The organism is Haloarchaeobius pelagicus (assembly GCF_051207375.1).
Classification (GTDB): domain Archaea; phylum Halobacteriota; class Halobacteria; order Halobacteriales; family Natrialbaceae; genus Haloarchaeobius.
Genome location: NZ_JBPJZD010000001.1, coordinates 1,716,142 through 1,738,363, shown reverse-complemented (window position 1 = coordinate 1,738,363; position 22,222 = coordinate 1,716,142). Strand labels below are relative to the sequence as shown.

Genomic DNA, 22,222 nt, shown 5'->3' with positions numbered 1-22,222 from the left:
GGATTTTTCATCGCCGAGACCGAATCTCGACCCATGTCAGCAGCCGACCGAACCCGCGCACACGTCTTCGTCTCGGGCCGCGTCCAGGGCGTCTACTTCCGGGCGAACACCCGCGATACGGCACAGGAGAAGGGAATCGACGGCTGGGTCCAGAACCTCCGTGACGGCCGCGTCGAGGCGGTCTTCGAAGGGCCAGAGGACGCAGTCGAGTCGATGGTCGAGTGGTGCTACAAGGGCAGTCCGGCCGCGAACGTCGAGTCTGTCGAGGTCGAGTACGAAGAGCCAGAGGGCGAAGACGGGTTCCGGATTCGGCGGTAGCGCCGATTCTTATTCCGGGAACAGCTCCTCGCCGCGGTCGAGGTCGTCGATACGGGCGCACTCCTCGTCTGTGAGGCCGATGTCGGCAGCCGCCAGGTTCCCCTCCTGATGTTCGCGGCTTCCTGCTTTGGGAATCGTCACGACGCCTTCCTTCTGGCAGAGCCACGCGATGGCGACGTCTGCGGGGGTCGCGTCGTGGGCCTCGGCGATATCCTGGAGAACTGGGTCGTCGAACACCTTCCCCTGCGCCAGTGGCGAGTACGCGACCACGGTCTCGTCGTGGTCGCGGTTGTCGGCCAGCAGGTCCGGCGTCTGGAAGAACGGGTGGTACTCTATCTGGTGGGCGAAGATGGGCGCGTCGAGGTGCTCGCGGGCGGTGGCGAGTTCCTCTTGCGTGAAGTTCGAGACGCCGACGTGTTTCGTGAGTCCGTCCTCGACCAGTTCGTCGAAGGCTGCGAGGGTGGTCTCCGGGTCGTACGCCTCGATGGGGCGGTGGACGTAGAGCAGGTCCACGGAATCGACGCCGAGGCGGTCGAGGCTCGCCTCGGTGCTCTCGCGGACGTCCTCCGGCGCGAGGTTCGTGGCCCAGACCTTCGTCGCGAGGAAGACCTCGTCCCGGGGCACGTCGCTCTTCGCGAGTCCCTCGCCGACGACGGCTTCGTTCTCGTAGATCTGTGCGGTGTCGAGGTGGCGATAGCCCGCATCCAGGGCGCTGGCGATAGCGTCCGGGTCGTCGATGCCCATGGTGCCGAGGCCGACTTCGGGGAGTGTCATAGATGAGAACTCGGCTCCGAGTACGAAATTCTTCTGTGTACTGGGTCGGCTATCAGTGACGGGAATACTCGGTGCAGGTGTCGGTGCCACCAGTGTTGCAGGTATCAGTGCTGCCGGTGTCTCCGAGAACCAGTTCACGACTGCGGATGGCGATGGAGACCGCCACCGCCCCGAACCGCCCCGCACCGCAACCACTGCCTCCCCAGCCGACTCCCTTCGTTCCACTCCACTGCGTTCCGTTCCACTCCGGTCGTCCCTCGCACGATATCGACTCGCGGCTTCCAGCACGCGAGTCAGCGTGCGCCGCCCGGCTGTCCCGATAGCAAGAACACCACCCAAACCACCCAGCCGACGCCAGTCTTTACCTGTCACCGCCCGAACGTCCGCCCATGATTACGAGCGACCGGATGGCGCAGGTCGACCGGAACGCCGAGGCCCTCGGCGTCCCCCGGAAGCAGCTCATGGAGTCGAGCGGGAACGCGGTCGCCCGGGTGGTCCGCGAGCACGCCGAGCCTGGCGACGAGGTCGTCATCGTCGCGGGGCGCGGGAACAACGGCGGCGACGCCTTCGTCGCGGCCCGGTTCCTCGACGAGTTCGCGGTCGAGACCATCCTGCTCGGGCGGGCCGAGACCATCACCACGGACATCGCCCGGGAGAACTGGGATGCCCTCCAGCAGGGCGCGTACGAGACACGCGAGGTCCGCGACTCGGCTGACTTCTCGCTCCCCGACTGCGACCTCGTGGTGGACGCGATGCTCGGGACTGGCGTGACCGGGGCGCTCCGCGAGCCGGAGGCGACAGCGGCCGAGGCAATCAACCAGTCGTCGGCCTACGTCGTCTCGGTCGACGTGCCCTCGGGGGTCGACGCGGACACTGGCGAGTCCCATGGAACCGCGGTCAAGGCCGACCACGTCGTCACCTTCCATGACGACAAGCCCGGGCTGGAGGCGGTCGACGCGCCCATCATCACGGTCGCGGACATCGGTATCCCGGCAGCCGCAGAGCTGTTCGTCGAACAGGGTGACCTGCTCGCTCTCTCCAGAGACCCCCACGCCCACAAGGGCGATTTCGGTGAGGTCCTGGTGGTGGGCGGCGGGCCCTACACCGGCGCGCCAGCACTCGCCGGGCAGGCCGCGATGCGGGCCGGAGCCGACCTCGTCCACATCGCCTGCCCCGAGACCGTCGCCCGCGATGTCCAGGGCTTCGAGGAGGGACTCATCGTCCACGAACTCTCCGGTGGCCTGCTCCAGCCCAAGCACGTCGACGAGTTGCTCGACCGCGCCCTCGACGCGAACTGCGTGATTCTCGGACCGGGATTGGGTCGGGCCAGCGGGACGCTCGACGCGGTCCGTGAGTTCCTCGAAGCCTACGACGGCCGAGCCGTGGTCGATGCCGACGCGCTCCGGGCGGTGCCAGACACCGAGACGGATGCCGACCTGCTGTGTACGCCCCACCAGGGCGAACTCGTCGCGATGGGTGGGGAGACAGCCGAAGACTGGCAGGAGCGAACAGCAGTCGTGGAATCGTTCGCTGCAGACCTCGGCCACACACTCCTCGTGAAGGGGGCCTACGACGTGATCTCGGACGGCGAGACGACACGGGTCAACAGGACAGGAAACCCGGGCATGACCGTCGGCGGGACCGGTGACGTGCTCGCGGGCATCTGCGGCGCGCTCGCGAGCACCCACGACCCGGTCGAAGCGGGCGGAATCGCGGCCTACGTGAACGGAACCGCAGGTGATTCCGTGGTCGACGAACAAGGCTACGGCATGTTTGCGTCCGACCTGCTGCCCGAGATTCCCCACGCCATGTGGGGTGGTCGCGATGAGTGACGAGTTGACCCACACCGACGATGCAGGTGAAGCCCAGATGGTCGACGTGGGCGACAAACCCGATACGTCCCGGAGAGCTGTCGCCGAGGGGACCATCCACCTCCAGCCCTCGACCATCGAGGCGATTCGGGGCAACGAGGTGAAGAAAGGTGACGTGCTGGCGACCGCCCGAATCGGCGCGATTCAGGCCGTCAAGCACACCTGGGAGACCATCCCGATGTGCCACCAGATTCCCGTGACGAACGTCGACACCGACTTCGACGTCGCGGACGACCACGTCACCCTGCAGGTCGGCGTCGAGACGACGGGCAAGACCGGCTGCGAGATGGAGGCGCTGGAAGGCGTGACGACCGGGCTGAACGTCGTCTGGGACATGGTGAAGGCCGCCGAGAAGGATTCGGATGGCCAGTACCCCGACACGCGAATCGAGGGCGTGCGGGTGGTGTCGAAGGAGAAGCGGGAGCTGTAGGGGACCGACTCGCCGGTCGCTGAGCCAGCGCCCACCCGTGGAACTACCTGTTTTCAGACAGAACTTGTGACCATGCGAAGACGTGCCCTCCTCTGCAGCCTTGGCGCGACGGCCACAGCCGCCCTCGCTGGCTGTTCGACGTCTGACAGTGACGCCGCCGCGACTCTGGACCGAATCCTCCTGCGGTCGGACACCGGACAGGCCGAACAGGTGTCCCTGACCCTCGTGTACGCGCCGCGGGACGGCTCCACCGAGCGCCCCATCTGGGGGACGTTCGAGGCACCGGCAGCCGGGGACCCCCGACCCATCGACGACTTCGAGGGTGCCCCTGGCTTCTACAGCCTGACCGCCACGTCGGAGAGACATCACAATCAGGCGGTCGTCTCGTTCAACTCCCACGGCGGGGCCGTCGGTACCGGCCCGCTTCAGTTCGAGGTGGTCGTCCAGGAGAGCGGGGACGGGTGGGCGAACCTGAACGAGGCGGGTGAGGACATCTCGATACCGGGATAGAAACGGGCGCGATGGCCACTCACTCCCCGGTGAACGTCTCCAGCACCGCCTGTGAGGCACCCGACCGGGAGAACACCGTCACCAGGTCGCCCGGTTCGACCGTCACGTCGCCCTTCGGCGTGATGACCGCGCCGTCGCGCTCGATAGCCACCACCAGCACGTCATCTCCGATGTGGCCCTCGTCGGCCGCCTCGGTCAGCGTGAGACCGGCGAGCGGGGCGTCGTCCGAGACCGAGACCTCCACGACCTCCGCGCCCCCAGCGAGTTGCATCATGTCCGCGAGGGCGCTCCGTCTCGCGTCCTCCTCGGGTCCGAACGGTTCGTACGGTCGCGTCCGCTCCTTCTGGACGAGCTGTTCGTCCTCGATGTCGACGCCGAGCGCGGCGAGAGCGCGCGCGATGCGGGTCACGTCGGCCATGTCGCGCCCGACCGCGACGACGTGGAGGTTGGCTCCCCCGGTCATCAGCTGCCGGATGTTGACGACGCCCGGAATCTGGAGCGCCTTCTCGGCGATAGCCTCCCGCTCTGGGACCGGAGCACGACAGATGAAGAGGTTCGTCAGCGGCGCGCCCGTGCGCTCGAAGTCGACGCTGGCGTGGTAGCCCTGGATGACCCCGCGTTCTTCGAGCTGGGCGATACGGTTCCGGATGGTGCCCGCGGAGACGTTCATCTCCTCGGCGATCATCGGTGCCGAGACGTTCCGGGCATCCCCCATGAGGCGGTAGATGATCCGACGGTCTATCTCGTCGATACGGTCGCTCATACCCTCCCTGGTGGGCGCGACGACCTACAATCTTCCTGCCTGCAGTTGAATTACTGCTCCAGCAATTTCAGCACCTCTTTTTTACTGATTGAGAAATTGAGTCGGTGCGTTTATGTTCGTGGGCCGGTTCGGTCACGGATAGTACCACCGAACCATCGCGTTCGGGAGTGAGTCGATGTCGCACGAACACCACGCACTGGTCGTCAGAACGGACGGGAAGATCGCCGACGGAATCGTCGAACTGGCAGTCGAACTCTCCGGGCACGGGCTTCCGGACGGGTTCGCGCCGACCATCGAGGTCGTCGCGAGCGCCAGACAGGAGACGTTCCCCGGCGAGGCGGCCCGACACACGGCCTCGACGGCACTCCACGTCCGGGAACTCGTCGAGGGGTCGGTGACAGTCGAGTGGCACACCGTCGACGCCGAGACACCGGGCGAGGCGCTCGAGACCGCCGCGACCGACGAGGAGCCGGGCATCGTCGTCGCCTCCGACGACCTCGACCCGGCGGTGGCGGAACGGGTGTTCGACGCGACCGGTGCGACCGTCGTGCTCGCGCCGAACGACTGGCGTCTCGACGGCGTCGAAACCGTCGTGGGTGCGGTTGGGACCGGGCCGTACACCGGTCGCGTCGCCGACACCGTCGGCGCACTCGCCCGCGCCTCGAACGCCAGCGCGACGCTCGTCCACGTCGGCGACGACCGGGCCGTCCTCGACGCCGCCGCCGGGCGGGTCGAGGACGTACCAGTCGAGACGGAGTTGCTGTCCGGCGACGTCCACGAAGTCCTCCCCGACGTGGCCGCCGATTCGGACGCCCTCGTCATCGGCGGCCCGAGCCACAGTCGGCTACGGCAGCTCGCCTTCGGGTCGACCAGCCAGCGCCTGCGCGAGGAGACGGACACGCTCACGCTGACCGTCTGGACCGACGACGACCCGCTCGGGGGTGACCACTGATGTACGTCATCGTCGTCGGTGCGGGCGACATCGGCTGGCCCCTCGTCGATATGGTGACCGAGAGCGGGCACGAAGTCGTGGTCGTCGATTCGGACGAGGACACCGCCGAGGCGGTCTCGCGCTCGTTCGACTGTCTGGCGATTCACGCCGACGCGACCGAGGCCGAAACGCTCGAAGACGCCGGCGCGGGCCGTGCCGACGCCATCATCTCGACGGCGGAGTCCGACGCGACCAACGTCATGGTGATGCTCCTCGCCGAGGAGTTCGAGATCCCCTCACGGGTGTCCGTCGTCCACAACCCCGAGCACATGTCGCTGTTCCGTCGCTCCGGCGCGAACGTCGTGGAGAACCCACAGAAGCTCATCTCCGAGCACCTCTTCCGGGCCGTCCAGCGCCCGTCGGTCGTCGACTGGATGCACCTCGCCGACGACGCGGAGGTGTTCGAGGTGACGGTCGACGGTGATGCCCCCATCGCCGGCCGTCAGCTCTCGCAGGCCGACGAGTCCGGGTTGCTCGCAGAGGACGTCTTGGTCGTGGCCATCGAACGCGACGGCTCGGTCATCACGCCCAGGGGTGACACCGCCGTCGAACCCGGCGACTACGTGGCCGTGTTCTCGGAACGTGGCTTCGCCTCCGACGTGCTGGAGACGTTCGGCGCAGAAGAGGGTCCCGCCACCGGTTCGCCCGGGCTACTGTAGCGGCGTGGAGAGCTCGGCTGCCCGCGACCGCGCCTTCTCGACGACGGCGGGCCGTGCCTCGAAATCGACGAGTACGTCCTCGTCGCCGTAATTCACCTCCTCGACGTTCGCGTTGTCGTGGATCCACGAGACCACACTCATCGTGTCGTCGGTCATCGGGAGGACCAGTCGCTCGCGCTCCCAGTCCGGGAGTTCGGTGACGATGCGCTCTCTGAGTTCGTCGATGTTGAGGGCCTCCTGCCCGGACACCGCGACCGGGTTCGGGGCGAGCGCGGAGAGTGCCTCGCGCTTCTCCGCGAGTTCCGCCTCGTCGACCTTGTCTATCTTGTTCAGCACCGTGACAATCGGGGCCTCGTTTCGCTCGTACAGCGTATCGTGGCTCGTCACGAGTTTCTCGCGGATCTCGTCGATGGGTTCGGAGACGTCCACGACGAGGAGGACGAGGTCGGCGCGGTAGACGGAGTCAAGGGTGGACTTGAACGACTCGACCAGCCAGTGCGGCAGGTTCGAGATGAACCCGACGGTGTCGGTCAGCAACACGTCGCGGGTGTCGAGGTCCATCCGGCGCGTGGTCGTCCCGAGCGTGGTGAACAGCCGGTCCTCGGACTCGGCGGTCGCGTCGAGGTCCGGGTGGAGGTCCTCGTTCTCGTCCACGTCGAGGTCCGCCGCCATCTGGCGCATCAGCGTGGACTTCCCGGCGTTGGTGTAGCCCGCCAGTGCGACGAGGTCGAAGCCCGCCTCGTGGCGGCGCTCGCGGCGCTTCTCCTCGGTCTGCTCGATGCGCTTGAGCTCGTCCCGGATGCGGCTTATCTGGTCCTTGATGTCCTGCTCGCGGCTCTCGTCGTACTCTCCCAGCCCCATGAAGCCGGGGTGTTCGTCGCGCTTGGCGAGGCTGGTCTTGGCCTCGGCGCGCGGGAGTTCGTACCTGAGTTCCGCGAGTTCGACCTGGAGCTGTGCCTTCCGGGTCTGGGCACGCTGGCCGAAGATCTCCAGGATGAGCGTGAAGCGGTCCATGACCTCACACCCCTCGGGGAGCTTCTGGCCGAGATTGTACGTCTGGTACGGGCCCAGCCGGTTGTCGAAGATGACGACCGCGGCGTCCTTTCGATGGGCCAGTGCCGCCAGTTCGTCCGCCTTCCCCTCACCGAACTGGAGACCGGGGTCGGCCTTCCGTGACTGGGTCAGTTCACCGACGACCTCGTAGCCGGCGGCGCGTGCGAGCTCTCGTATCTCGCTGACGTCTGCGATTCCTGAATCGACGCGTTTGGCGATGAGTGCCTTCATGAGAAATATCCGGCGTTGTAACTGCTGTCCCTCCGGCTTCCGGTCGCTCCGACCGGGACGACGCCCGGTCGGCGGGCGATGTCAACCCCGCCGGTCCTGCACCTCTGTCAGTCGGTTCGTTAGCATACTCCCCTATACCCGCCCGGCCCTCTTGAATCTCTTGCCACGCGTTCTAGCTTTTCGAGGGTACTTCCCGCGTGTCGCTGGCAAAACCCCCTGCAGTGACGGGGAATCGAGGAATTTATCGCCAAAAGACTTATCCGAAAGTAGACTGGCCTTACGTGTATGCTACCCCTGGAGTTGAATCCGCAGCAACTCGGCCTCGAGTTCGGGTCGGGTGCCGTCATCGGTGCGCTCATCGGATTCGCTGCGAAGAAGATCGCGAAGATCATCGCCATTCTGGTCGGGATCGAGATGGCGCTGTTCAAATTCCTCGAATCGAAGGGCTACATCACGGTCAAGTGGGACGAACTGTCCGGCGGGATTCTCAGTGCAGCGCAGGACACCCAGGAGATCCAGGCCGGCTGGATCGAACCGATCCTCTCGACCCTGTCGGTCGGTGCGGGCTTCACCGGCGGCTTCCTCGTCGGTTTCAAGAAAGGATAATTCGGCTATTCCCACTGTTTCTGTTCCGACCTCGACCGGCCAGTGAGGACGCCAGCTACCGCGTGCTGATGTCGTCCTCGTCCTTGATGATGCGCGTCTCTGCCTCCCCGCTGGTCATGTCGTTGACCATGTCGTAGAAGTCGTTCTGCATCCCGGCCGGGAAGGTGACGACGCCGACCCACGAGCCGTCGTTCTGCCACTCCTCGCGCTCGAGGTCGCCGTAGTTGCGGACCTTGGCCTGGGTGCTACCGGCATAGTCGGCGGGGACGTGGACCGCGATGGTCACCTCGTCGAACCGGATGGGGATGACCGGGCGCAGGGCGTCCAGCGCGTCGTCGACCTGGCTCTCTACCGGCTCCATGGGGTCGACCTGGAAGCCCGCCTGCTCCAGCGCCGACTCGATTCGGTCCGGCGGATGGGGCGCGTTGTCCATCTGCGGGTTGACCGCGTTGCGGGCGATCTTCTGGACCAGCTGTTTGCGCTTCTGTTCTTGCATCTCGCGGCGCTGCTCGGCCGTGATCTGGATCTCCCCACGCTTGATGACCTCGGGGATGATGGCCATCGGGTCTGTGGTCCCGAACACCTTCTCCAGGTCGCTCTCGGCGGGGCGGTCGCCGCGCGAGGCGTCCTCGAACACGTCCTCGGCCGCGATGACGTCCGCAAGCTCACCCTCGAACTCGTCACGCTTGATGGCCAGCGCGGCGTCAGGGTCCACGAGGACCTCGAAGCGCGCACCGTGGCTCTCGAGTCGCGCCGTCACCGCTTCGTCAAGTGAAATCATACGCGAAACTTACGCGGTGTGGTTAAAAAGGTGTTTCCCGAACAGGGAGCCTTGCGACGACTATTCCTCGGTCGTCTCGTCGGCGTCTTCGGCGGCGTCGTCGTCGGCGTCTTCGGCCTCGTCTTCCTCGGGCGCGAGGAGCTCGAGGTCGGTGAGGTACTCCTCGACCTCGTCGTCGGTGAGCGAGACGAACGTCTCGGATTCGACGTCGACCGTCGCCATCCCGATGCTCTCGGGGCGCAGCCCGTCCTCGTTCACCTCGCCGAGCGCGCGCAGGGCGAGTTCGATGCCGCCGCCGAGGTCGGCGTCGTCGTCGTAGTTCGTTTCGAGGTACTCCTGGATATCGCCGCGGTCCGCGCCGACGGCGAGGGCCTTCCACTCGTAGGGCGTCCCGGAGGGGTCGGTCTCGAACAGGCGCGGTTCGCCGTTCTGGATGCCGCCGATGATGAGGGCGACACCGAACGGGCGGGCACCACCGACCTGGGTGTACTGCTGGATGTGGTCCGTGACGTCCTTCGTCAGCGTCTCGACGCCGATTGGCTCGCCGTATCGCAGCTGGTTGACCTGCGAATCACGGCGCGCGAAGTCGATGAGCTGGCGGGCGTCGGCGACGTGGCCGGCGCTCGCGATACCCACGTGGTCGTCGGCCTTGTGGATCTTCTCGACGCTGCTGCGCTCCATCAGCGGCGAGCGGATGCGCTTGTCCACGCAGAGGACGACCCCCTCGTTCGTTCGAACCCCGATACTGGCGGTGCCTCGCTTGACGGCCTCGCGGGCGTACTCGACCTGGTAGAGGCGACCGTCCGGGGAGAAGATGGTGATACCCCGGTCGTACGCCTGCTGTGACGCTTGTCCCTGCATTGTAGATCACTGGAAATCGAGGTTCGTCGCGCCGATGTACTCGCCGTTGACGCGCACATCGAGAACGGAATCTCGCTCGATAGCGGCCCGGTCGTCGTGCTCGAACGCGACGGTTCTCTGTCTCGGACCTTCCGACGGGCGTCCTAAATACTTTTCTTCACAGCCGCGTATCGTGCCAGAGATTCCACGGACGTGAAGGCCACAGTCCGCGCCGTTGATGCTCGCGATACAGGCGAGTGACGCCCGCGCCGTCTCGGTGTGACCGTGGCGGGCCCGGACGATGGCCTCGCCGGTCCCGTCCTCGAAGTGGAACTGGATGACGGTGAGGTCGGCGTCGGCGCTCCCCACGTCACCGACGAGGTTCTGGGCGGCGTACCACAGCTCGCGCTGGAAGTCGCCACGACCGAACGAGGCCTCCGGGGTAGATTCGATGCCGACGGCGAGGTACCGGCGCTTCGGTCTGAGGGCCTTCGGAAGGTGTTTCATCGGTCCTCGAACCTCACCGGTCCACGTCGACTCGCTCGCCCACGAGGACGCCGACCTGGTCGTGGACCGGTTCGACCGCGGTCAGCACGAACCCGGCGTCGGTGAAGACGTCGGCGAGGTGACCGACCGTCGAGGGGTCGTCGACCTCGGGGGAGTAGAACGGCTCGTCGGGGTTGGGTTCGCCGAAGAACATCACGTCCCCGAGGACGAACTTGCGCGGGCCGAGGTCGGCGATGACCTGGATGGCCTCGCGCTTCTCCTCGTCGGAGAGGTGGTGCATGGCGAAGTTCGAGACCACGACGTCGACCTGTCCGTCGTAGTTCGGTTCGCGGAAGGTCCCCTGGCCGAACTCGACGTTCTCCAGTCCAGCTTCGTCGGCCTTCTCGCGAGCCTGCTCGAGCATCCCCTCGCTGATGTCGCGGCCGACGACGGTCTTCGCGTACTCGGCGAGCGAGAGGCCGATGGCCCCCGTGCCACAGCCCAGGTCGAGCACGGTGTCCTCGGTCGTCAGGTCCTCTTTCGCGTGGTCGAGGACGAACGAGACGCAGGCCTTGTACTCGTCTGTCTGGTTGACTTCGTCGTCGTACCGGCCGGCCATCTCGTCGAAGCGGGCGGCGTGGTCCTCAATCGGTCTCTTCATACCGGCCTCTACGCACCCCGGGTTCGATGAAAGCGTCGGACTCGCGCTCGCGGTTCCGGGTCGCGAGTCGCCCCCACTCGCACAGCCCGTCGGCCAGTTGCTCCCGGTCGAAGCCGATCGCCTCGCCGAGCGCGACGAGTTCCCGGGCGGCCCGCAGCTCCAGGTGCGAGCGGGGGTCACCACTCACGACGTAGGGGGCGTCGTACTTCTCGACCAGTTCCCGCAGTTTCCGCAGCGACTGGAGGCTCTGGACGCGCTGGCCGCCGGTCTTCCTGAGCACGTCGCGGAGGTTGAACTCGACGCGAACCCCGTTCTCGGCAGCGGCCTTGGCGAGGACGTGGTTGAAGTCGCCCCGGTCGCGCATCGGGTGACAGAGCACGTCGATGCGGTCCTGTTCGACGGCGAACCGGTTCAGGGGCTTCGACCCGCCGTGCATGAGCAAGAGCGTGTACTGGCGGCGGTAGTTCCCGATGTAGCCCGACGCCTGGTTCTGGTCGTCGGCACGGATCTCGAGGCCGGGGACCACGTCGATGTCGTACGCCTCGGCGATGCGCTCGGCATCGTAGTCGGCGCGAGCGTCACCGTGGTTGCGGACGACGATGCCGTCGTACCCGTACTCGGCGGCGGTGTGGGCGAACCGGGCGACTGTCGTCTCACCGTCTGGGTGGGCGTGGACGGCCTCGTACATGGAAAATCCTCCCGCCAGCAGGCACCTTACGCTTCCGATTCGGGCAGCGGGTCCGACTCGGGTAGCGACCCCGGGACGGCGATCACTGCTCGCGCAGCGACGCCAGCGTCTCGCGGGCGTTCTTCACGGCTGCTTCCTTCTTTGCGGGGTAGGCCTCGACCTTCGCCCGGAAGGTGATACCCCCACCGAGGTCGGTCTCGCCGGAGAAGGCGGCCTGCTTGTCGAGTCGCAAGAACAGCTCGCAGTTGTCGGTCACGCGGTCGTCGAGTTCACCGATGACCGACTCGATGTCGTCCAGTTCCGCCACTCGCGCGAGGACGTGACGGACGTCGTCGGCGTTCTCGACCCGCGCGGAGAGCACGACGATGCGGTCGCCGTGGTGTCCTTCGTTGACCATGCGCTCGACCTCGAACTCCTCCGGGAGGTAGTAGCGCAGGGCGTCCTCGACGCGCTTCTCGTCTTCGGTGGCGTAACAGAACGCACGCAGGTCGACGTAGTGGAACGGAACCTTCGGCATCTGAAAATCCGCTTATTCTTCGTCGTCTTCGTCGTCGTCCGCGGCGGCCTCGAGCTGGTCCTCCGGGATGCCCTGCTCCTGGCCGTCCTCGAACGCGATGGTGTACGTGGCGTCACCGAACATGGTCTCCATGACCTGGGTGATCTTGCCGGTCTGGCCGTCGTACTCGCTGTGCTTGTCGTGCAGGACGACGCGGTCGTCTTCCTCGAAGCTCATACCTCGGCGTACCCACGGACCGATTAAAAAGGGACTGATTCGTGTCCGGTCGGGCGACCGGCAGCTTCGACCTCAGGCCGGCGTCTCGATACTGAGCTCTTCGAGCAGCGTCCGTGCCGCCTCCGACGAGGACCCGGGACCGCGAGCCGTCACGAGGTCGCCGTCGACCGTGACGCTCGTCTCGCTCTCGAGTTCGGCGTCCCAGTTCCCACCGGCGGCGACGACCTCGTCCTCCACCCAGTACGGGAGCTTGCGGCCGTCGTGCAGGCGGTCGTACTCGTCGACGATGTCCTGTTCCCAGGCGTTCGGGAAGCCGGTCACGTCGCGGCCCGCCACGAGGAACTCGCCCGACTCCTCACGGGTGAACGCGAGCAGCCCGACTGCGTGACAGACCACGAGGGCGACCCCGTCCGCATCGGCCACCGCGTCACGGAGGAGCCGCCGCGCGTCACTGTCCTGGTTCACGTCCCACACGGTGCCGTGGCCGCCGGGGAAGACGACCGCGTCGTAGTCCGGGGCGTCCTCGCCCGCGACCGGGACCGGGTCGTTCAGGCGCTCGTCGGTCTCGTCTATCTCTCGATAGCGTTCGACCTGCTCCTCGCCCACGTCGTCGGGGTCGAGCGAAACCTCGTCGACGACCGGCGGCTCGCCGGTCGGTGTCGCGACCGTCACGTCGACGCCCGCCTCGTCGAGCGTCGTGAGCGGTTCGATGCATTCCTCGGCCCAGTAGCCTTCCTCGCTGACGACGAACAGTGCAGAAGTCATTACACCCGCTGGTAGCACCGTCCCGCGGGTAAACCCCGTGGCGGGAGTCGGCTGTGCCGCGTCCGAAGGGTTCTCCCGTGTCGAAGCGATTTTGCTCCTCGATACGATACATCATCGCAATGATTCACGTCGCTATCCAGTCTCTCTCTCGTATCGTCACCGACCGACCGCCCTCGACTGGGTCGGCGTGATGCCCGTCGACGACCTCTGGTATCTGGCCCACGAAGCCGACCAACACGGCCAACAGATGTACCACGAGCTCCGCGAGCGCCACGACGACCCGATGGAAGTCACTCGAACGCGGTACGTCTCCCGGCGGCGGTTCCGCACCCTGGCCGAGCGAACCAACGAGACCGGCGCGCCATACGGGGCTCACACCATCGTCTACCGCCCCGACGGGGCCATCCTGCTGGTCCGGCACGAAGGCGTCGACCTCTGGGTCCTGCCCGGCGGCGGCGTCGACGACGCTGAGAACTACCGCGAGGCGGCCGAACGCGAACTCACCGAGGAGGCCGGTGTCGAGGCCAGCTACGAGGGGCTCGCCATCCTCACCCGGCTCCGACTCGTCTCCGGCGAGCAGTCGATGTGTGCCGTCCTGCCGGTGTACGCCGCCCAGGCCGAGACGACGGAGACAGAAATCGCGGACCCCGACGACGAGATATCGAAAGCCAGGTGGTTCCACCACCTGCCCGAGGACACCCGCGACCGCGGGGACCTCCTGACGTGGCGGAGACAGCAGTTCTCCTGACGACGACGGGCCGGCCTGGTGACCCGCCGACTGTCACTCGACCGCCTCGCGCACACTGATTATGTAGAGGTCGCCCTGGTAGCGGACGTAAACAGCCCCACCTCGCGGCGGCTGTTCACGAATCCAGAGGGCCGCAGCATACAGTCCGTTCGGCACTGCCTCCCTGTTGACGTCGACGTGTACGTATCCGTCCTCGATGACCGAGAAGAGGAACTCCCGGGTTTCGGGCGCGGTCGGTGTGCTGTCGTTCAGTGGCACCACGAGGTGGTCGAGGTGGTCGTCGGCGAACGCCTCGTGCGAGTCGGCGACCGGCACGAGGTCGTAGCGGACGTCGAAGACGCTGACGCGGAGCGCTTCCTCCTGGCGGACCAGATAGAGGTCACCGTCGTAGCGGACGTAGTTGACGGACCCGTCGACGAGTTGCGACTGCTCGGAGGCGTTCGACCGTGGTGCACGCCATGTGCCCACCCCAATCGAGGTGCCATGCCGCCGTCTTCGTTCGTCGGGGAGGACCTGCACGAAGAGGGTCTGGTCGTACGACGACAGGTTGGCGAAGTCGATGGCCTCCTCAGTCGCCGTCTCGTACTGTTCGTCGTCGCTGTCGTTCTGCAGCGGGCCCTCGGTGTACATCCGGTACCCGTCCGTCTCCTGCTCCGCGGTCGTCGTCCGGTCGATACGGTAGTACGTGCCATTCTCGCGGATGTACGTCCCATCGTCGAGGGTTCTGTCCCGGGCACCGTCGTCGACGGTGGAACCTGCGGGGACGACGGTCACGGTGCTGGCGTTCCCGTCGGCGAACAGCTCGTCCACCAGTTGCGTCTCGTAGCCGGGGATGTCTCTACTCGGGACGTGTTCACGGGCGAGGGCCCCACTGTCGACCGTCTCGGCGGTGAACTGGAAGCCGTGGTAGTAGCCATCGTCGGTCGTTCGGCTCGCGGTATCGGTCGTCGCCGTCGAGTCGGTGGGTCCGTCCGTCGTCTCGACAGCCAGCGGGTCACGCGTCGACTGGACGTCGGCGAAGCCGCTACATCCCGAGAGGAGCAGGATGAACACGACGAGCAACGACCGAAACCGGAGGGACATGGTCGAGAAAGACATTCCGCGGTGCTGGTAAATGCTTTCTCCCGGACCGGTTCCCCGGGCACGATGCAGCCGAATCGATGGGAGTCGCTCACAAACTGGAGATACGCTTTTGTATTCATCCACCAGATATGACGACAGGATGACCCTCTTCTGAGCGAGTGACCGGGCACCACATCCCCCGTCACTCTGTCGTCTCGCACCACTCGCCAGCCACGTCGCTGTCGACCTCGACAGCGCCTGCCGACCACGACCACAGATGCAACTCCGACAGGCAACACCAGCCGACCAGCCACGAATCGCCCGCGACCTCCTCGTTCCGGCCTACGAAGCCGCCGAGGACCGAGAACCGGCGTACAGCAATCTCACCGAACAGGCCCGGACCGACCCCGACATCAGCTACTGGCTCGACGACGAGGACCGGGTCCTGTTCGTCGCCGAGACCGACGACGGGGACCTCGTCGGGAACGTCTCCGGTGCGGTCTCCCCGACACCACCCATCTACGACCGGCCGCCCGTGGTCTACTGCGACGGACTCTACGTGAAACCCGAGTACCGACGCGATGGCGTCGCCACCGCCCTGCTCGATCGACTCGTCGACTGGGGCCGCGACCGCGACTGCGCGTTCTTCTCGCTCTCGGTCCACGTCGACAACGAGGGAGCCCGGCAGTTCTTCGAGGACTACGGGATGCGCCAGCAGTACCACTCGATGCGGATGCCGGTCTGAAAGAGAAAGAAGGCGCTACTCGAAGTCGCCGAACGACTTCCCATCCTGCGAATCCGCCTTCATCCGGCGGATGGCCGCGCTCGCCTGGCTCGCGTCGTAGCCGAAGTACACGTCCTCGGCGTAGGCGTCGGCGACCTCGGTCGCGTGGATGAGGTTGTCGAGGTCCACATCGACAGCATAGAGTTCGATGGAGAACGGCTTCGAGAGGGCGTCCTGGAACCCCGACGCGATGACCTCCAGCCAGTACGTGGTCGAGTACGCCATGTCGTAGAGGGGAACGACGAACTCGTCGACGTACTCGGCGAGCGCATCGAGGTCCAGCCCGGCGCGCTCGTACAGGTGGCCCGGGTACGGGTCGGGGTAGAGCGTGAAGTAGGTTTTGCCCGGGATGCGCTCCGTGGCCTCGGCGACGAACTCGGTGATGACGCTCGCGCGCCAGTCGAAGCGGTCCTCGTACTCGCTTTCGCTGAAGGCCTCGTTGCAGTGCTCGCAGTAGCAGTACTCCTGTCGCGGGAACCCCACGTCGTCGAGACGCACGTCCCCGTTGACCGCGGCGCAGTCTTCGATCATCTCCAGCAAGCCCTCCCGGTAGCGCTCGCGAGAGGGGCAGATGTAGCCCCAGTCGAAGTACGTCTGCTCTCGCGTTGCTTTCTCACCCTCGTCGCTCACCGGGACGAGGTCGGGTTTGGCCTCGCCGGCGGCGGTGTCGCCGAAACAGGAGACCATGTTCACGGCCTCGGCGACCGGTTCGACCGCGCGCCCGGTCACGTCCTTCACCTCGTAGAATGCCCGGTCGAACTCCGACCAGTCGAGCTCCGGTTCGTTCCGCGTGACGACGCCGTACATACCAGTCGCTGGGGAACGGGCAGGGGTACGTGTTTCGAAAAACGGAGGGGCTGTTCGAGTGGCTACTCTTCGACGTCGTAGTCGACTTCGACGGCGGTGCCGGACCCACCGGCGACCATCTTGTAGACGAGGACAGCTGCGACCAGGGCGAGTACGAGTTTGAACTTCTTCGACATGGTAATTAGTTCGTCCGGTGACTATTTAGTCCTTTCTGGCGAGCGTTGCTTTCGTGGCATAGTTTGCCGTACCGAAAGGGGCCCAGAAGTCCTGCCGAACCGTGTCAGTTGGTGTGGATGTGCGAGGCGATATCTTCGCGGACGATGGTCTCGCAGTAGTCACAGCGAACGCCGTCGCGCAGCACCTCGAATTCGGTGTCGACCGGCTCCTTCGCGTTCGTGATGCAGTTGTGGTTCGGACACGAGAGCACGCCCGAGACGGACTCGGGGCGCGAGACGCGGTGCTTCTCGACGACCTCGTAGTCCCGGACGATGTTGATGGTCGCGTCGGGCGCGATGAGCGAGAGCACGTCCACCTCGTCCTGGCTGAGCTCGCGGCCTTCGACCTTCACGACGTCCTTCGTCGCCAGCGTCCCCGAGGGGACGTTCATCCCGATGGAGACCTGCTCGCCACTGGTCCCCTTGATACCGAGGATGGCCAGCACGTTGAGTGCCTGGCCGCCGCGGACGTGATCGATGACGGTACCGTTGCGGATCTTCGAGACGCGGAGTTCTTTCTCGGTGTCGCTCATCGGTCTTCCTCCTCCAGCAGCAGGTCGAGCAGTGCCATGCGGACGGGCACCCCGTTGTGAGCCTGTTCGAAGTAGTTCGCATAGCGCGTGCCGTCGATGTCCGGCGCGATCTCGTCGACGCGGGGCAGCGGGTGCATCACGGAGAGGTCGTCCGACGCCGCCTCCAGCGTCTCGGCGTCGATCTGGTACTCCCCGGCCACCTTGTGGTACTCGTTCTCGTCGGGGAAGCGCTCGCGCTGGATGCGCGTGACGTAGAGCACGTCGAGTTCGGGGAGGATGGCGTCGAGTTCCGTGTGTTCGCGGACGTTCGCACCCGCCTCGTGCAGGTCGAAGCGGACCGAGCGCGGCAACTTGAGGGATTCGGGCGCGATGAAGTGCTGGTTCGCGTCGAAGCTCGTCAGCGCGTTCGCCAGCGAGTGGACGGTGCGTCCGTACTTCAGGTCGCCCATGATGCCGATGGTCAGGTCGTCAAGCCCGGCGTTCTCGCGGATGGTGTAGAGGTCAAGCAGTGTCTGTGTCGGGTGGTGGCCCGCGCCGTCGCCCGCGTTCACCAGCGGGACGTCGACGAACTCGCTCGCCATCTTCGCCGCCCCCATCAGCGGGTGTCGGAGCACGAGCGCGTCGGCGTACCCCTCGACCACGCGCATCGTGTCCGCCAGCGACTCCCCTTTCTTGACCGACGACGACTCGACGGGGCCCATGTCGACCACGTCGCCGCCGAGTCGTTTCATCGCCGCCTCGAAGCTCATCTTCGTCCGGGTGCTCGGCTCGAAGAAGCACAACCCGAGGAGCTTCCCGGTGTGACGCTCGCCGTACGCGGCCGGGTTCTCGTCGACCTCGGCTGCGTGGTCGAGCACCGTCTCGATGTCCTCCCGCGTGAGCTGTTTCGCGGTGAGCAGGTGGTCGTGACGCATTAGATTGATGACCTCGGCCACGCACCTTGAACCTCACTGTTCGTCGTCGGTTGTGGCGACACTGGTCGCCCGACGACCGACGGTTCAAGTACGAGACCGCGGCCAGACACTGCATGCTCGCAATCGCTGGCGGCAAGGGCGGCGTCGGGAAGACCACGACGACGCTCGCGTTAGCCGCCACCCTGGGGACCGAACGCCGGCCGGTCCGCGTCGTCGACGTGGACTGTGACATGCCCGACCTGCATACACTGGCCGGCTGCGACCGGGAACCGACGCTGGCCGCGGTCCGCGATGATGGCCCACCGCCGGACCAGGCGGTCCAGTCCTATCCGGGTGTCCGGGTCGTTGGCGCACCACCACCGGCCGTGGTTCGCGGGAGCCGCGACATCGTCGCCGCCCTCCGAACCCTCGACGACGGCGACCGGCTCACCACGCTCGTCGACACCCCCGGCGGTGCCGGTCCACCCGCCGTCGACCCACTCCGGGCAGCCGAAGCGACGGTCCTGGTCAGCGACAGCACTCAGCAGTCACTGCTCGACGCCGCCAAGACCGCGGCGATGGCACGCCAACTCGACACGAGCGTCGTTGGTGTGGTCCTCACCCGGACCCAGGACGCACCGTCTGGCGTGGCCGACCTCCTCGACACACCGGTGCTGACGACCGTCCCGTCGGCCCGCTCTCCCCTGAACTCGACGGCCGTCTGGTCAGCCTACGACACAGCGGCTCAGCGCCTGAGCACGCAAACAATTATTTAGGTGGCGGCTGCTAACCGAGGTGTAGATGGCCGGACGGCTTGAGACTGGTATCGACGTGCTCGACCGGAAGCTCAACGGCGGGTTACCTCCGGGGGCTATCGTGGCGTTCACCGTGGATCCTGCGAGCCAATCCGAGCTACTGCTGTACGAGCTTACGGCCGCCCGCGGCACGCTGTACCTGACCACCGAGCGCTCGGACCAGGCGGTCCGGGACGCCATCGAGAACACCAACGCGCCCGTCGGAAGCCCGACGGTGCGCGACATCTCGGGGTCGGAGCCGCTCGACCAGGCCAACCGCCTCATCCGGGCGCTCCCGGAGGGGGCGAACCTCATCATCGACACGGCCGACGTGCTCGAACGCGGGGACCGGAACCGCTACCGGAGCTTCATGACCGAACTCCAGACCCACATGGTCAACACCGGCTCCATCGCGTTCCTGCACTGCCTGAACGGCCACCACATCCCGACGAACCGGGACACGACGAAACACATGGCCGACGTGGTGTTCGACCTCACCACACAGGTTCGCGGGACCGAACTGGAGAACCGCCTCTCCGTGCCGAAGTTCCGCGGCGGCCAGGCGCTCACCGAGACGGTCAAACTCGAACTCGCGGACCAGGTCGCCATCGACACCTCGCGCGACATCGCGTGAGCTGTCGACAGCCTCGCTCGAACCCGTCTTCTACGCGCGGTTTCCCGCCTTCCATCCGGTGAACGACGGTGACATTCCTGCAGGAGGGCCTCCCAGAAACACCAGTAGTCCAAATCAGAACAAATTACATGGTTGATTCAGAAAGGGTGGGTAACGCGCAATCGTCCCTCGCGATGATGCCTACTCTACCATGACTGAAACATACGATGTGGTTATCGCCGGTGCGGGCCCTGCTGGAGGGCAGGCGGCACGAGACCTCGCCTCCCGAGGATACGACGTAGTCGTACTCGAGACGGAGGAGGAGGACGAGTTCCCGAGCAGAAGCAACAAATCGACCGCCGGGACCTTCCCGTCCACCATGGCCTCGTTCGGCATCCCCGACGATGTCGTGATGAACTTCACCGACGACGTGGTTCTGGAATCGCCGAGCCACCACTACCGCCGGCACCAGCCCGGTGCCGTCCTCGAGTTCGCCGACTTCAAGAACTGGCTGGTCGACGAGGCCGAAGGCGACGGGGCCGAGTACTGGTTCGACGCACGCGTCTCCAAACCCATCACCGAGGGCGGCGAGATCGTCGGCGTCCAGTACAACGGCGACGAGAAGGTGTACGGTGACATCATCATCGACGCGACCGGGCCGAGCGCCCCGCTCGCGAAGGCGCTCGACGTCTGCAACCTCAGGCGCGGGAAGCAGGCCATCGGTATCGAGTTCGAGTACGAGGGCATGAACATCGACGCCGACGGCTACGCCGACCTGACGGACGCGATGATGCTCCGCCTCGACCACGACATCGCCCCCGGCGGCTACTCGTGGATATTCCACACCGGCGAGGACACCGCGAAGGTCGGCGTCTGTTACCTCCAGAACGAGAGCCACCGCCAGAACTCGAAGTCCGGGTACACCATCGACGACTACCTCCAGTACTGGGTCGATATGGACCCGCGATTCGAGAACGCGACCCGCAAGGAGGGTATCCAGCACCGGGGCTCCGCGCACATCCAGCTCCCCGACCGCATGAGTACGGACAACTTCATGGCCATCGGCGACACCGTCCCGACCGTCGACCCGCTCTGGGGCGAGGGCATCGACAAGTGCATGCGCTCGGGTCGCGCCGCCGCGGCGACGGCCGACCGGGTGCTCACCCACAGCGAGCGCGACACGTCCGCGTCCGCACTCGCCGTCTACGACCAGCTCTGGCACGAACGCGTCGCGCCGAAGGTGAAGACCCGGCTGTTCATGACCGAGATGCTGTACCGCGTCTCCAACGACCGCTACGACGAACTGATGCGGGACATTCTCGCCCTGTCCGAGGACCGACTGGAGTCGGTGAACAAGGGTGACCTGGGGGCGATAATCCGTATGATGAAGCTCGAAGACGTCACCACCCTCGCACGGACCGCGAAGGACTGGTTCCGGAACTGAGCGACCGGCCCGCACGGTCCCCAGTGTCGCTCTCTCTCTCCTGCTGCCGTACTGTCTGCATCATGGAGCGGTTAGCGACCCGAACGGTCGTCGTCACGGGGGCGAATCGACGGAAAGGCAGCCCCGGTACCGCGGAAGACACCTGCGGCTCTCGGGCGTAAAAAATCGAAGAACTGTCGCCAGCTTACTCTTCGTCGAGGTCGGCTTCGATGTCCTCGGCGTCGATGTCGGCTTCCTCGAGGGCTGCCTCGATGTCGGCTGCGTCGGCACCGCCTGCGCCGCCTGCGCCGCCCATCATGCCACCCATGCCGCCCATCATACCGCCCATGCCACCGTCGATGGTCTCCTGGACGATGACGCGGTCGATGTCGAGGTGCTGCATGAGCTGCTGTGCGACCTGCTGCTTGCCGAACATCCACTGCTGGTTCATCTGCAGCTGCGGGTCGGACTCGATGTAGAGCGTCTCCTTCTCGACCGTCTCGGTCTCGAACTCGGGCTCTGCGTCCTCGTCGTCGGACTCGACGGGGACCTCTTCTTCGACCTCGTCGGTCTCGAACCACATGTCGAGGTCGACGTCGAAGAACATGTGCATCAGGCCCTGGGCCTTCTCGACGCGGTCATCGACGACCTCGGCGATCTCGTAGTCGTACTCGAGGTCCTCGCCAGCGAGCGGGTGGTTGAAGTCGACGCGGGCGCGGCCACCGATGATGGTGTTGATGTAGCCCTGCTCGCCGTCGACCTGGACCTGTGCGCCGGGGCGGCGGGAGTCCTCGGGGATCTTCTCCGCGCTGACGGTGCGGACCTGGGAGTCGTCGTACTCGCCGAAGGCTTCTGCGGCGGGGATGGTGACGTGACCGGAGTCACCGACCTCCTTGCCGCGAATCTCGTCCTCGACGGCCGCGAACATGTGGCCCTCGCCGAGCACGATGACGCGGGGCTCGAAGGGACGACCCTCGTCGTCGACACCCTCTTCCTCGGCGACTTCCGGGTCGGTCGTGTCGACCAGCTGGTCGCTCTCGGCGGTTCGGGCGGTGTAGTTGAGCTTGACGAAGTCTCCGTCCTGGAGTCCTGTCGCCTCTTCTTCCTCTGTCGCTTCTTCCTCACTCACTTCTTCCTCAGCGTCGGCCAGTTCGGCCTCTTGATCATCGGTCATACGTTATCCGTCTCAC

The 22,222-nt window shown here is 65.9% G+C and carries 28 protein-coding genes; 12 read left to right on the top strand and 16 right to left on the bottom strand.

The window, feature by feature from the left end; translation table 11 throughout:
* The first annotated feature begins 33 nt into the window (after positions 1-33).
* Positions 34-318 (top strand): acylphosphatase, encoded by a 285-nt coding sequence (locus ACSC1S_RS09215; RefSeq protein ID WP_435364049.1) that lies wholly within the window; start codon positions 34-36, stop codon positions 316-318.
* Between the two features lie 9 nt (positions 319-327).
* Here ACSC1S_RS09215 and ACSC1S_RS09210 read toward each other — a convergent pair whose 3' ends face one another.
* Complete coding sequence (locus ACSC1S_RS09210) at positions 328-1,092, bottom strand: aldo/keto reductase (RefSeq protein ID WP_435364048.1); 765 nt, start codon at positions 1,090-1,092, stop codon at positions 328-330.
* A 389-nt stretch (positions 1,093-1,481) separates the two neighbouring features.
* Here ACSC1S_RS09210 and ACSC1S_RS09205 point away from each other — a divergent pair, with 389 nt between their 5' ends.
* The 3 genes from ACSC1S_RS09205 (at position 1,482) to ACSC1S_RS09195 (ending at position 3,903) form a co-directional block, all read left to right on the top strand.
* Complete coding sequence (locus ACSC1S_RS09205) at positions 1,482-2,924, top strand: NAD(P)H-hydrate dehydratase (protein WP_435364047.1); 1,443 nt, start codon at positions 1,482-1,484, stop codon at positions 2,922-2,924.
* Complete coding sequence (gene moaC, locus ACSC1S_RS09200; RefSeq protein ID WP_435318569.1) at positions 2,917-3,393, top strand: cyclic pyranopterin monophosphate synthase MoaC; 477 nt, start codon at positions 2,917-2,919, stop codon at positions 3,391-3,393. Before ACSC1S_RS09205 ends, moaC begins: the two co-directional genes overlap by 8 nt.
* A gap of 72 nt (positions 3,394-3,465) precedes the next feature.
* The gene (locus tag ACSC1S_RS09195) at positions 3,466-3,903 is read left to right on the top strand and encodes a hypothetical protein (protein ID WP_435364046.1); all 438 of its coding nucleotides are present in this window, start codon (positions 3,466-3,468) and stop codon (positions 3,901-3,903) included.
* Between the two features lie 19 nt (positions 3,904-3,922).
* On the opposite strand, the gene ACSC1S_RS09190 is transcribed toward ACSC1S_RS09195, so the two are convergent.
* Entirely contained in the window at positions 3,923-4,666 is a 744-nt protein-coding gene (locus ACSC1S_RS09190) for an Lrp/AsnC family transcriptional regulator (RefSeq protein ID WP_435364045.1), read from the bottom strand.
* A gap of 175 nt (positions 4,667-4,841) precedes the next feature.
* Here ACSC1S_RS09190 and ACSC1S_RS09185 point away from each other — a divergent pair, with 175 nt between their 5' ends.
* Positions 4,842-5,618 (top strand): universal stress protein, encoded by a 777-nt coding sequence (locus tag ACSC1S_RS09185; protein ID WP_435364044.1) that lies wholly within the window; start codon positions 4,842-4,844, stop codon positions 5,616-5,618.
* On the top strand, positions 5,618-6,316 hold the full coding sequence (locus ACSC1S_RS09180) for a potassium channel family protein (protein WP_435364043.1): 699 nt from the start codon (positions 5,618-5,620) through the stop codon (positions 6,314-6,316). Before ACSC1S_RS09185 ends, ACSC1S_RS09180 begins: the two co-directional genes overlap by 1 nt.
* On the opposite strand, the gene hflX is transcribed toward ACSC1S_RS09180, so the two are convergent.
* Entirely contained in the window at positions 6,308-7,600 is a 1,293-nt protein-coding gene (gene hflX / locus ACSC1S_RS09175) for a GTPase HflX (RefSeq protein ID WP_435364042.1), read from the bottom strand. The two genes, ACSC1S_RS09180 and hflX, sit on opposite strands and share 9 nt — an antisense overlap.
* A 285-nt stretch (positions 7,601-7,885) precedes the next feature.
* On the opposite strand from hflX, the gene ACSC1S_RS09170 reads away from it, so the two are divergent.
* The gene (locus tag ACSC1S_RS09170) at positions 7,886-8,206 is read left to right on the top strand and encodes an FUN14 domain-containing protein (RefSeq protein WP_435318567.1); all 321 of its coding nucleotides are present in this window, start codon (positions 7,886-7,888) and stop codon (positions 8,204-8,206) included.
* Between the two features lie 55 nt (positions 8,207-8,261).
* Here the strand turns inward: ACSC1S_RS09170 and ACSC1S_RS09165 are convergent, their stop codons facing one another.
* From ACSC1S_RS09165 to ACSC1S_RS09130, 8 genes are all read right to left on the bottom strand, one after another.
* Complete coding sequence (locus tag ACSC1S_RS09165; protein ID WP_435364041.1) at positions 8,262-8,987, bottom strand: ribosome assembly factor SBDS; 726 nt, start codon at positions 8,985-8,987, stop codon at positions 8,262-8,264.
* 60 nt (positions 8,988-9,047) lie between these two features.
* Positions 9,048-9,848, bottom strand: a complete 801-nt coding sequence (gene psmA, locus ACSC1S_RS09160) for an archaeal proteasome endopeptidase complex subunit alpha (RefSeq protein ID WP_435364040.1) — start codon at positions 9,846-9,848, stop codon at positions 9,048-9,050.
* 6 nt (positions 9,849-9,854) lie between these two features.
* The gene (locus tag ACSC1S_RS09155; protein WP_435364039.1) at positions 9,855-10,334 is read right to left on the bottom strand and encodes an Rpp14/Pop5 family protein; all 480 of its coding nucleotides are present in this window, start codon (positions 10,332-10,334) and stop codon (positions 9,855-9,857) included.
* 13 nt (positions 10,335-10,347) lie between these two features.
* Positions 10,348-10,974: a class I SAM-dependent methyltransferase gene (locus ACSC1S_RS09150; RefSeq protein WP_435364038.1), complete on the bottom strand. Its 627-nt coding sequence runs from the start codon at positions 10,972-10,974 to the stop codon at positions 10,348-10,350.
* Positions 10,958-11,662, bottom strand: a complete 705-nt coding sequence (locus tag ACSC1S_RS09145; protein WP_435364037.1) for an RNase P subunit p30 family protein — start codon at positions 11,660-11,662, stop codon at positions 10,958-10,960. Before ACSC1S_RS09145 ends, ACSC1S_RS09150 begins: the two co-directional genes overlap by 17 nt.
* A gap of 82 nt (positions 11,663-11,744) precedes the next feature.
* On the bottom strand, positions 11,745-12,179 hold the full coding sequence (locus ACSC1S_RS09140; RefSeq protein ID WP_435364036.1) for an RNA-binding protein: 435 nt from the start codon (positions 12,177-12,179) through the stop codon (positions 11,745-11,747).
* Positions 12,180-12,191: 12 nt separating this feature from the next.
* Positions 12,192-12,395 (bottom strand): DUF1918 domain-containing protein, encoded by a 204-nt coding sequence (locus ACSC1S_RS09135; protein WP_261651507.1) that lies wholly within the window; start codon positions 12,393-12,395, stop codon positions 12,192-12,194.
* A 72-nt stretch (positions 12,396-12,467) separates the two neighbouring features.
* Complete coding sequence (locus tag ACSC1S_RS09130; RefSeq protein WP_435364035.1) at positions 12,468-13,160, bottom strand: type 1 glutamine amidotransferase domain-containing protein; 693 nt, start codon at positions 13,158-13,160, stop codon at positions 12,468-12,470.
* 190 nt (positions 13,161-13,350) lie between these two features.
* Between ACSC1S_RS09130 and ACSC1S_RS09125 the strand changes: the two genes are divergently transcribed.
* Positions 13,351-13,908 carry an NUDIX hydrolase gene (locus ACSC1S_RS09125; protein ID WP_435364034.1) on the top strand — a complete coding sequence of 186 codons (558 nt, stop codon included), beginning with the start codon at positions 13,351-13,353 and terminating at the stop codon, positions 13,906-13,908.
* Positions 13,909-13,941: 33 nt separating this feature from the next.
* Here the strand turns inward: ACSC1S_RS09125 and ACSC1S_RS09120 are convergent, their stop codons facing one another.
* The gene (locus ACSC1S_RS09120; RefSeq protein ID WP_435364033.1) at positions 13,942-14,991 is read right to left on the bottom strand and encodes a hypothetical protein; all 1,050 of its coding nucleotides are present in this window, start codon (positions 14,989-14,991) and stop codon (positions 13,942-13,944) included.
* Between the two features lie 256 nt (positions 14,992-15,247).
* Here ACSC1S_RS09120 and ACSC1S_RS09115 point away from each other — a divergent pair, with 256 nt between their 5' ends.
* On the top strand, positions 15,248-15,715 hold the full coding sequence (locus tag ACSC1S_RS09115; RefSeq protein ID WP_435364032.1) for a GNAT family N-acetyltransferase: 468 nt from the start codon (positions 15,248-15,250) through the stop codon (positions 15,713-15,715).
* A 15-nt stretch (positions 15,716-15,730) separates the two neighbouring features.
* Here the strand turns inward: ACSC1S_RS09115 and ACSC1S_RS09110 are convergent, their stop codons facing one another.
* From ACSC1S_RS09110 to pyrB, 3 genes are all read right to left on the bottom strand, one after another.
* The gene (locus ACSC1S_RS09110) at positions 15,731-16,561 is read right to left on the bottom strand and encodes a hypothetical protein (protein ID WP_435318556.1); all 831 of its coding nucleotides are present in this window, start codon (positions 16,559-16,561) and stop codon (positions 15,731-15,733) included.
* A gap of 280 nt (positions 16,562-16,841) precedes the next feature.
* A complete protein-coding gene (gene pyrI / locus ACSC1S_RS09105; protein WP_435318555.1) occupies positions 16,842-17,309 on the bottom strand; it encodes an aspartate carbamoyltransferase regulatory subunit in 468 nt (155 codons plus the stop codon).
* Complete coding sequence (gene pyrB / locus ACSC1S_RS09100; RefSeq protein WP_435318554.1) at positions 17,306-18,223, bottom strand: aspartate carbamoyltransferase; 918 nt, start codon at positions 18,221-18,223, stop codon at positions 17,306-17,308. Before pyrB ends, pyrI begins: the two co-directional genes overlap by 4 nt.
* A gap of 113 nt (positions 18,224-18,336) precedes the next feature.
* On the opposite strand from pyrB, the gene ACSC1S_RS09095 reads away from it, so the two are divergent.
* From ACSC1S_RS09095 to ACSC1S_RS09085, 3 genes are all read left to right on the top strand, one after another.
* A complete protein-coding gene (locus tag ACSC1S_RS09095) occupies positions 18,337-18,978 on the top strand; it encodes a MinD/ParA family ATP-binding protein (protein WP_435364031.1) in 642 nt (213 codons plus the stop codon).
* Between the two features lie 25 nt (positions 18,979-19,003).
* Complete coding sequence (locus ACSC1S_RS09090; protein WP_261651498.1) at positions 19,004-19,630, top strand: RAD55 family ATPase; 627 nt, start codon at positions 19,004-19,006, stop codon at positions 19,628-19,630.
* 190 nt (positions 19,631-19,820) lie between these two features.
* Positions 19,821-21,053, top strand: coding sequence for a digeranylgeranylglycerophospholipid reductase (locus ACSC1S_RS09085; protein ID WP_435364030.1), 1,233 nt, complete (start codon positions 19,821-19,823; stop codon positions 21,051-21,053).
* Positions 21,054-21,237: 184 nt separating this feature from the next.
* On the opposite strand, the gene ACSC1S_RS09080 is transcribed toward ACSC1S_RS09085, so the two are convergent.
* Positions 21,238-22,206: an FKBP-type peptidyl-prolyl cis-trans isomerase gene (locus ACSC1S_RS09080; RefSeq protein ID WP_435364029.1), complete on the bottom strand. Its 969-nt coding sequence runs from the start codon at positions 22,204-22,206 to the stop codon at positions 21,238-21,240.
* Positions 22,207-22,222: the final 16 nt, after the last annotated feature.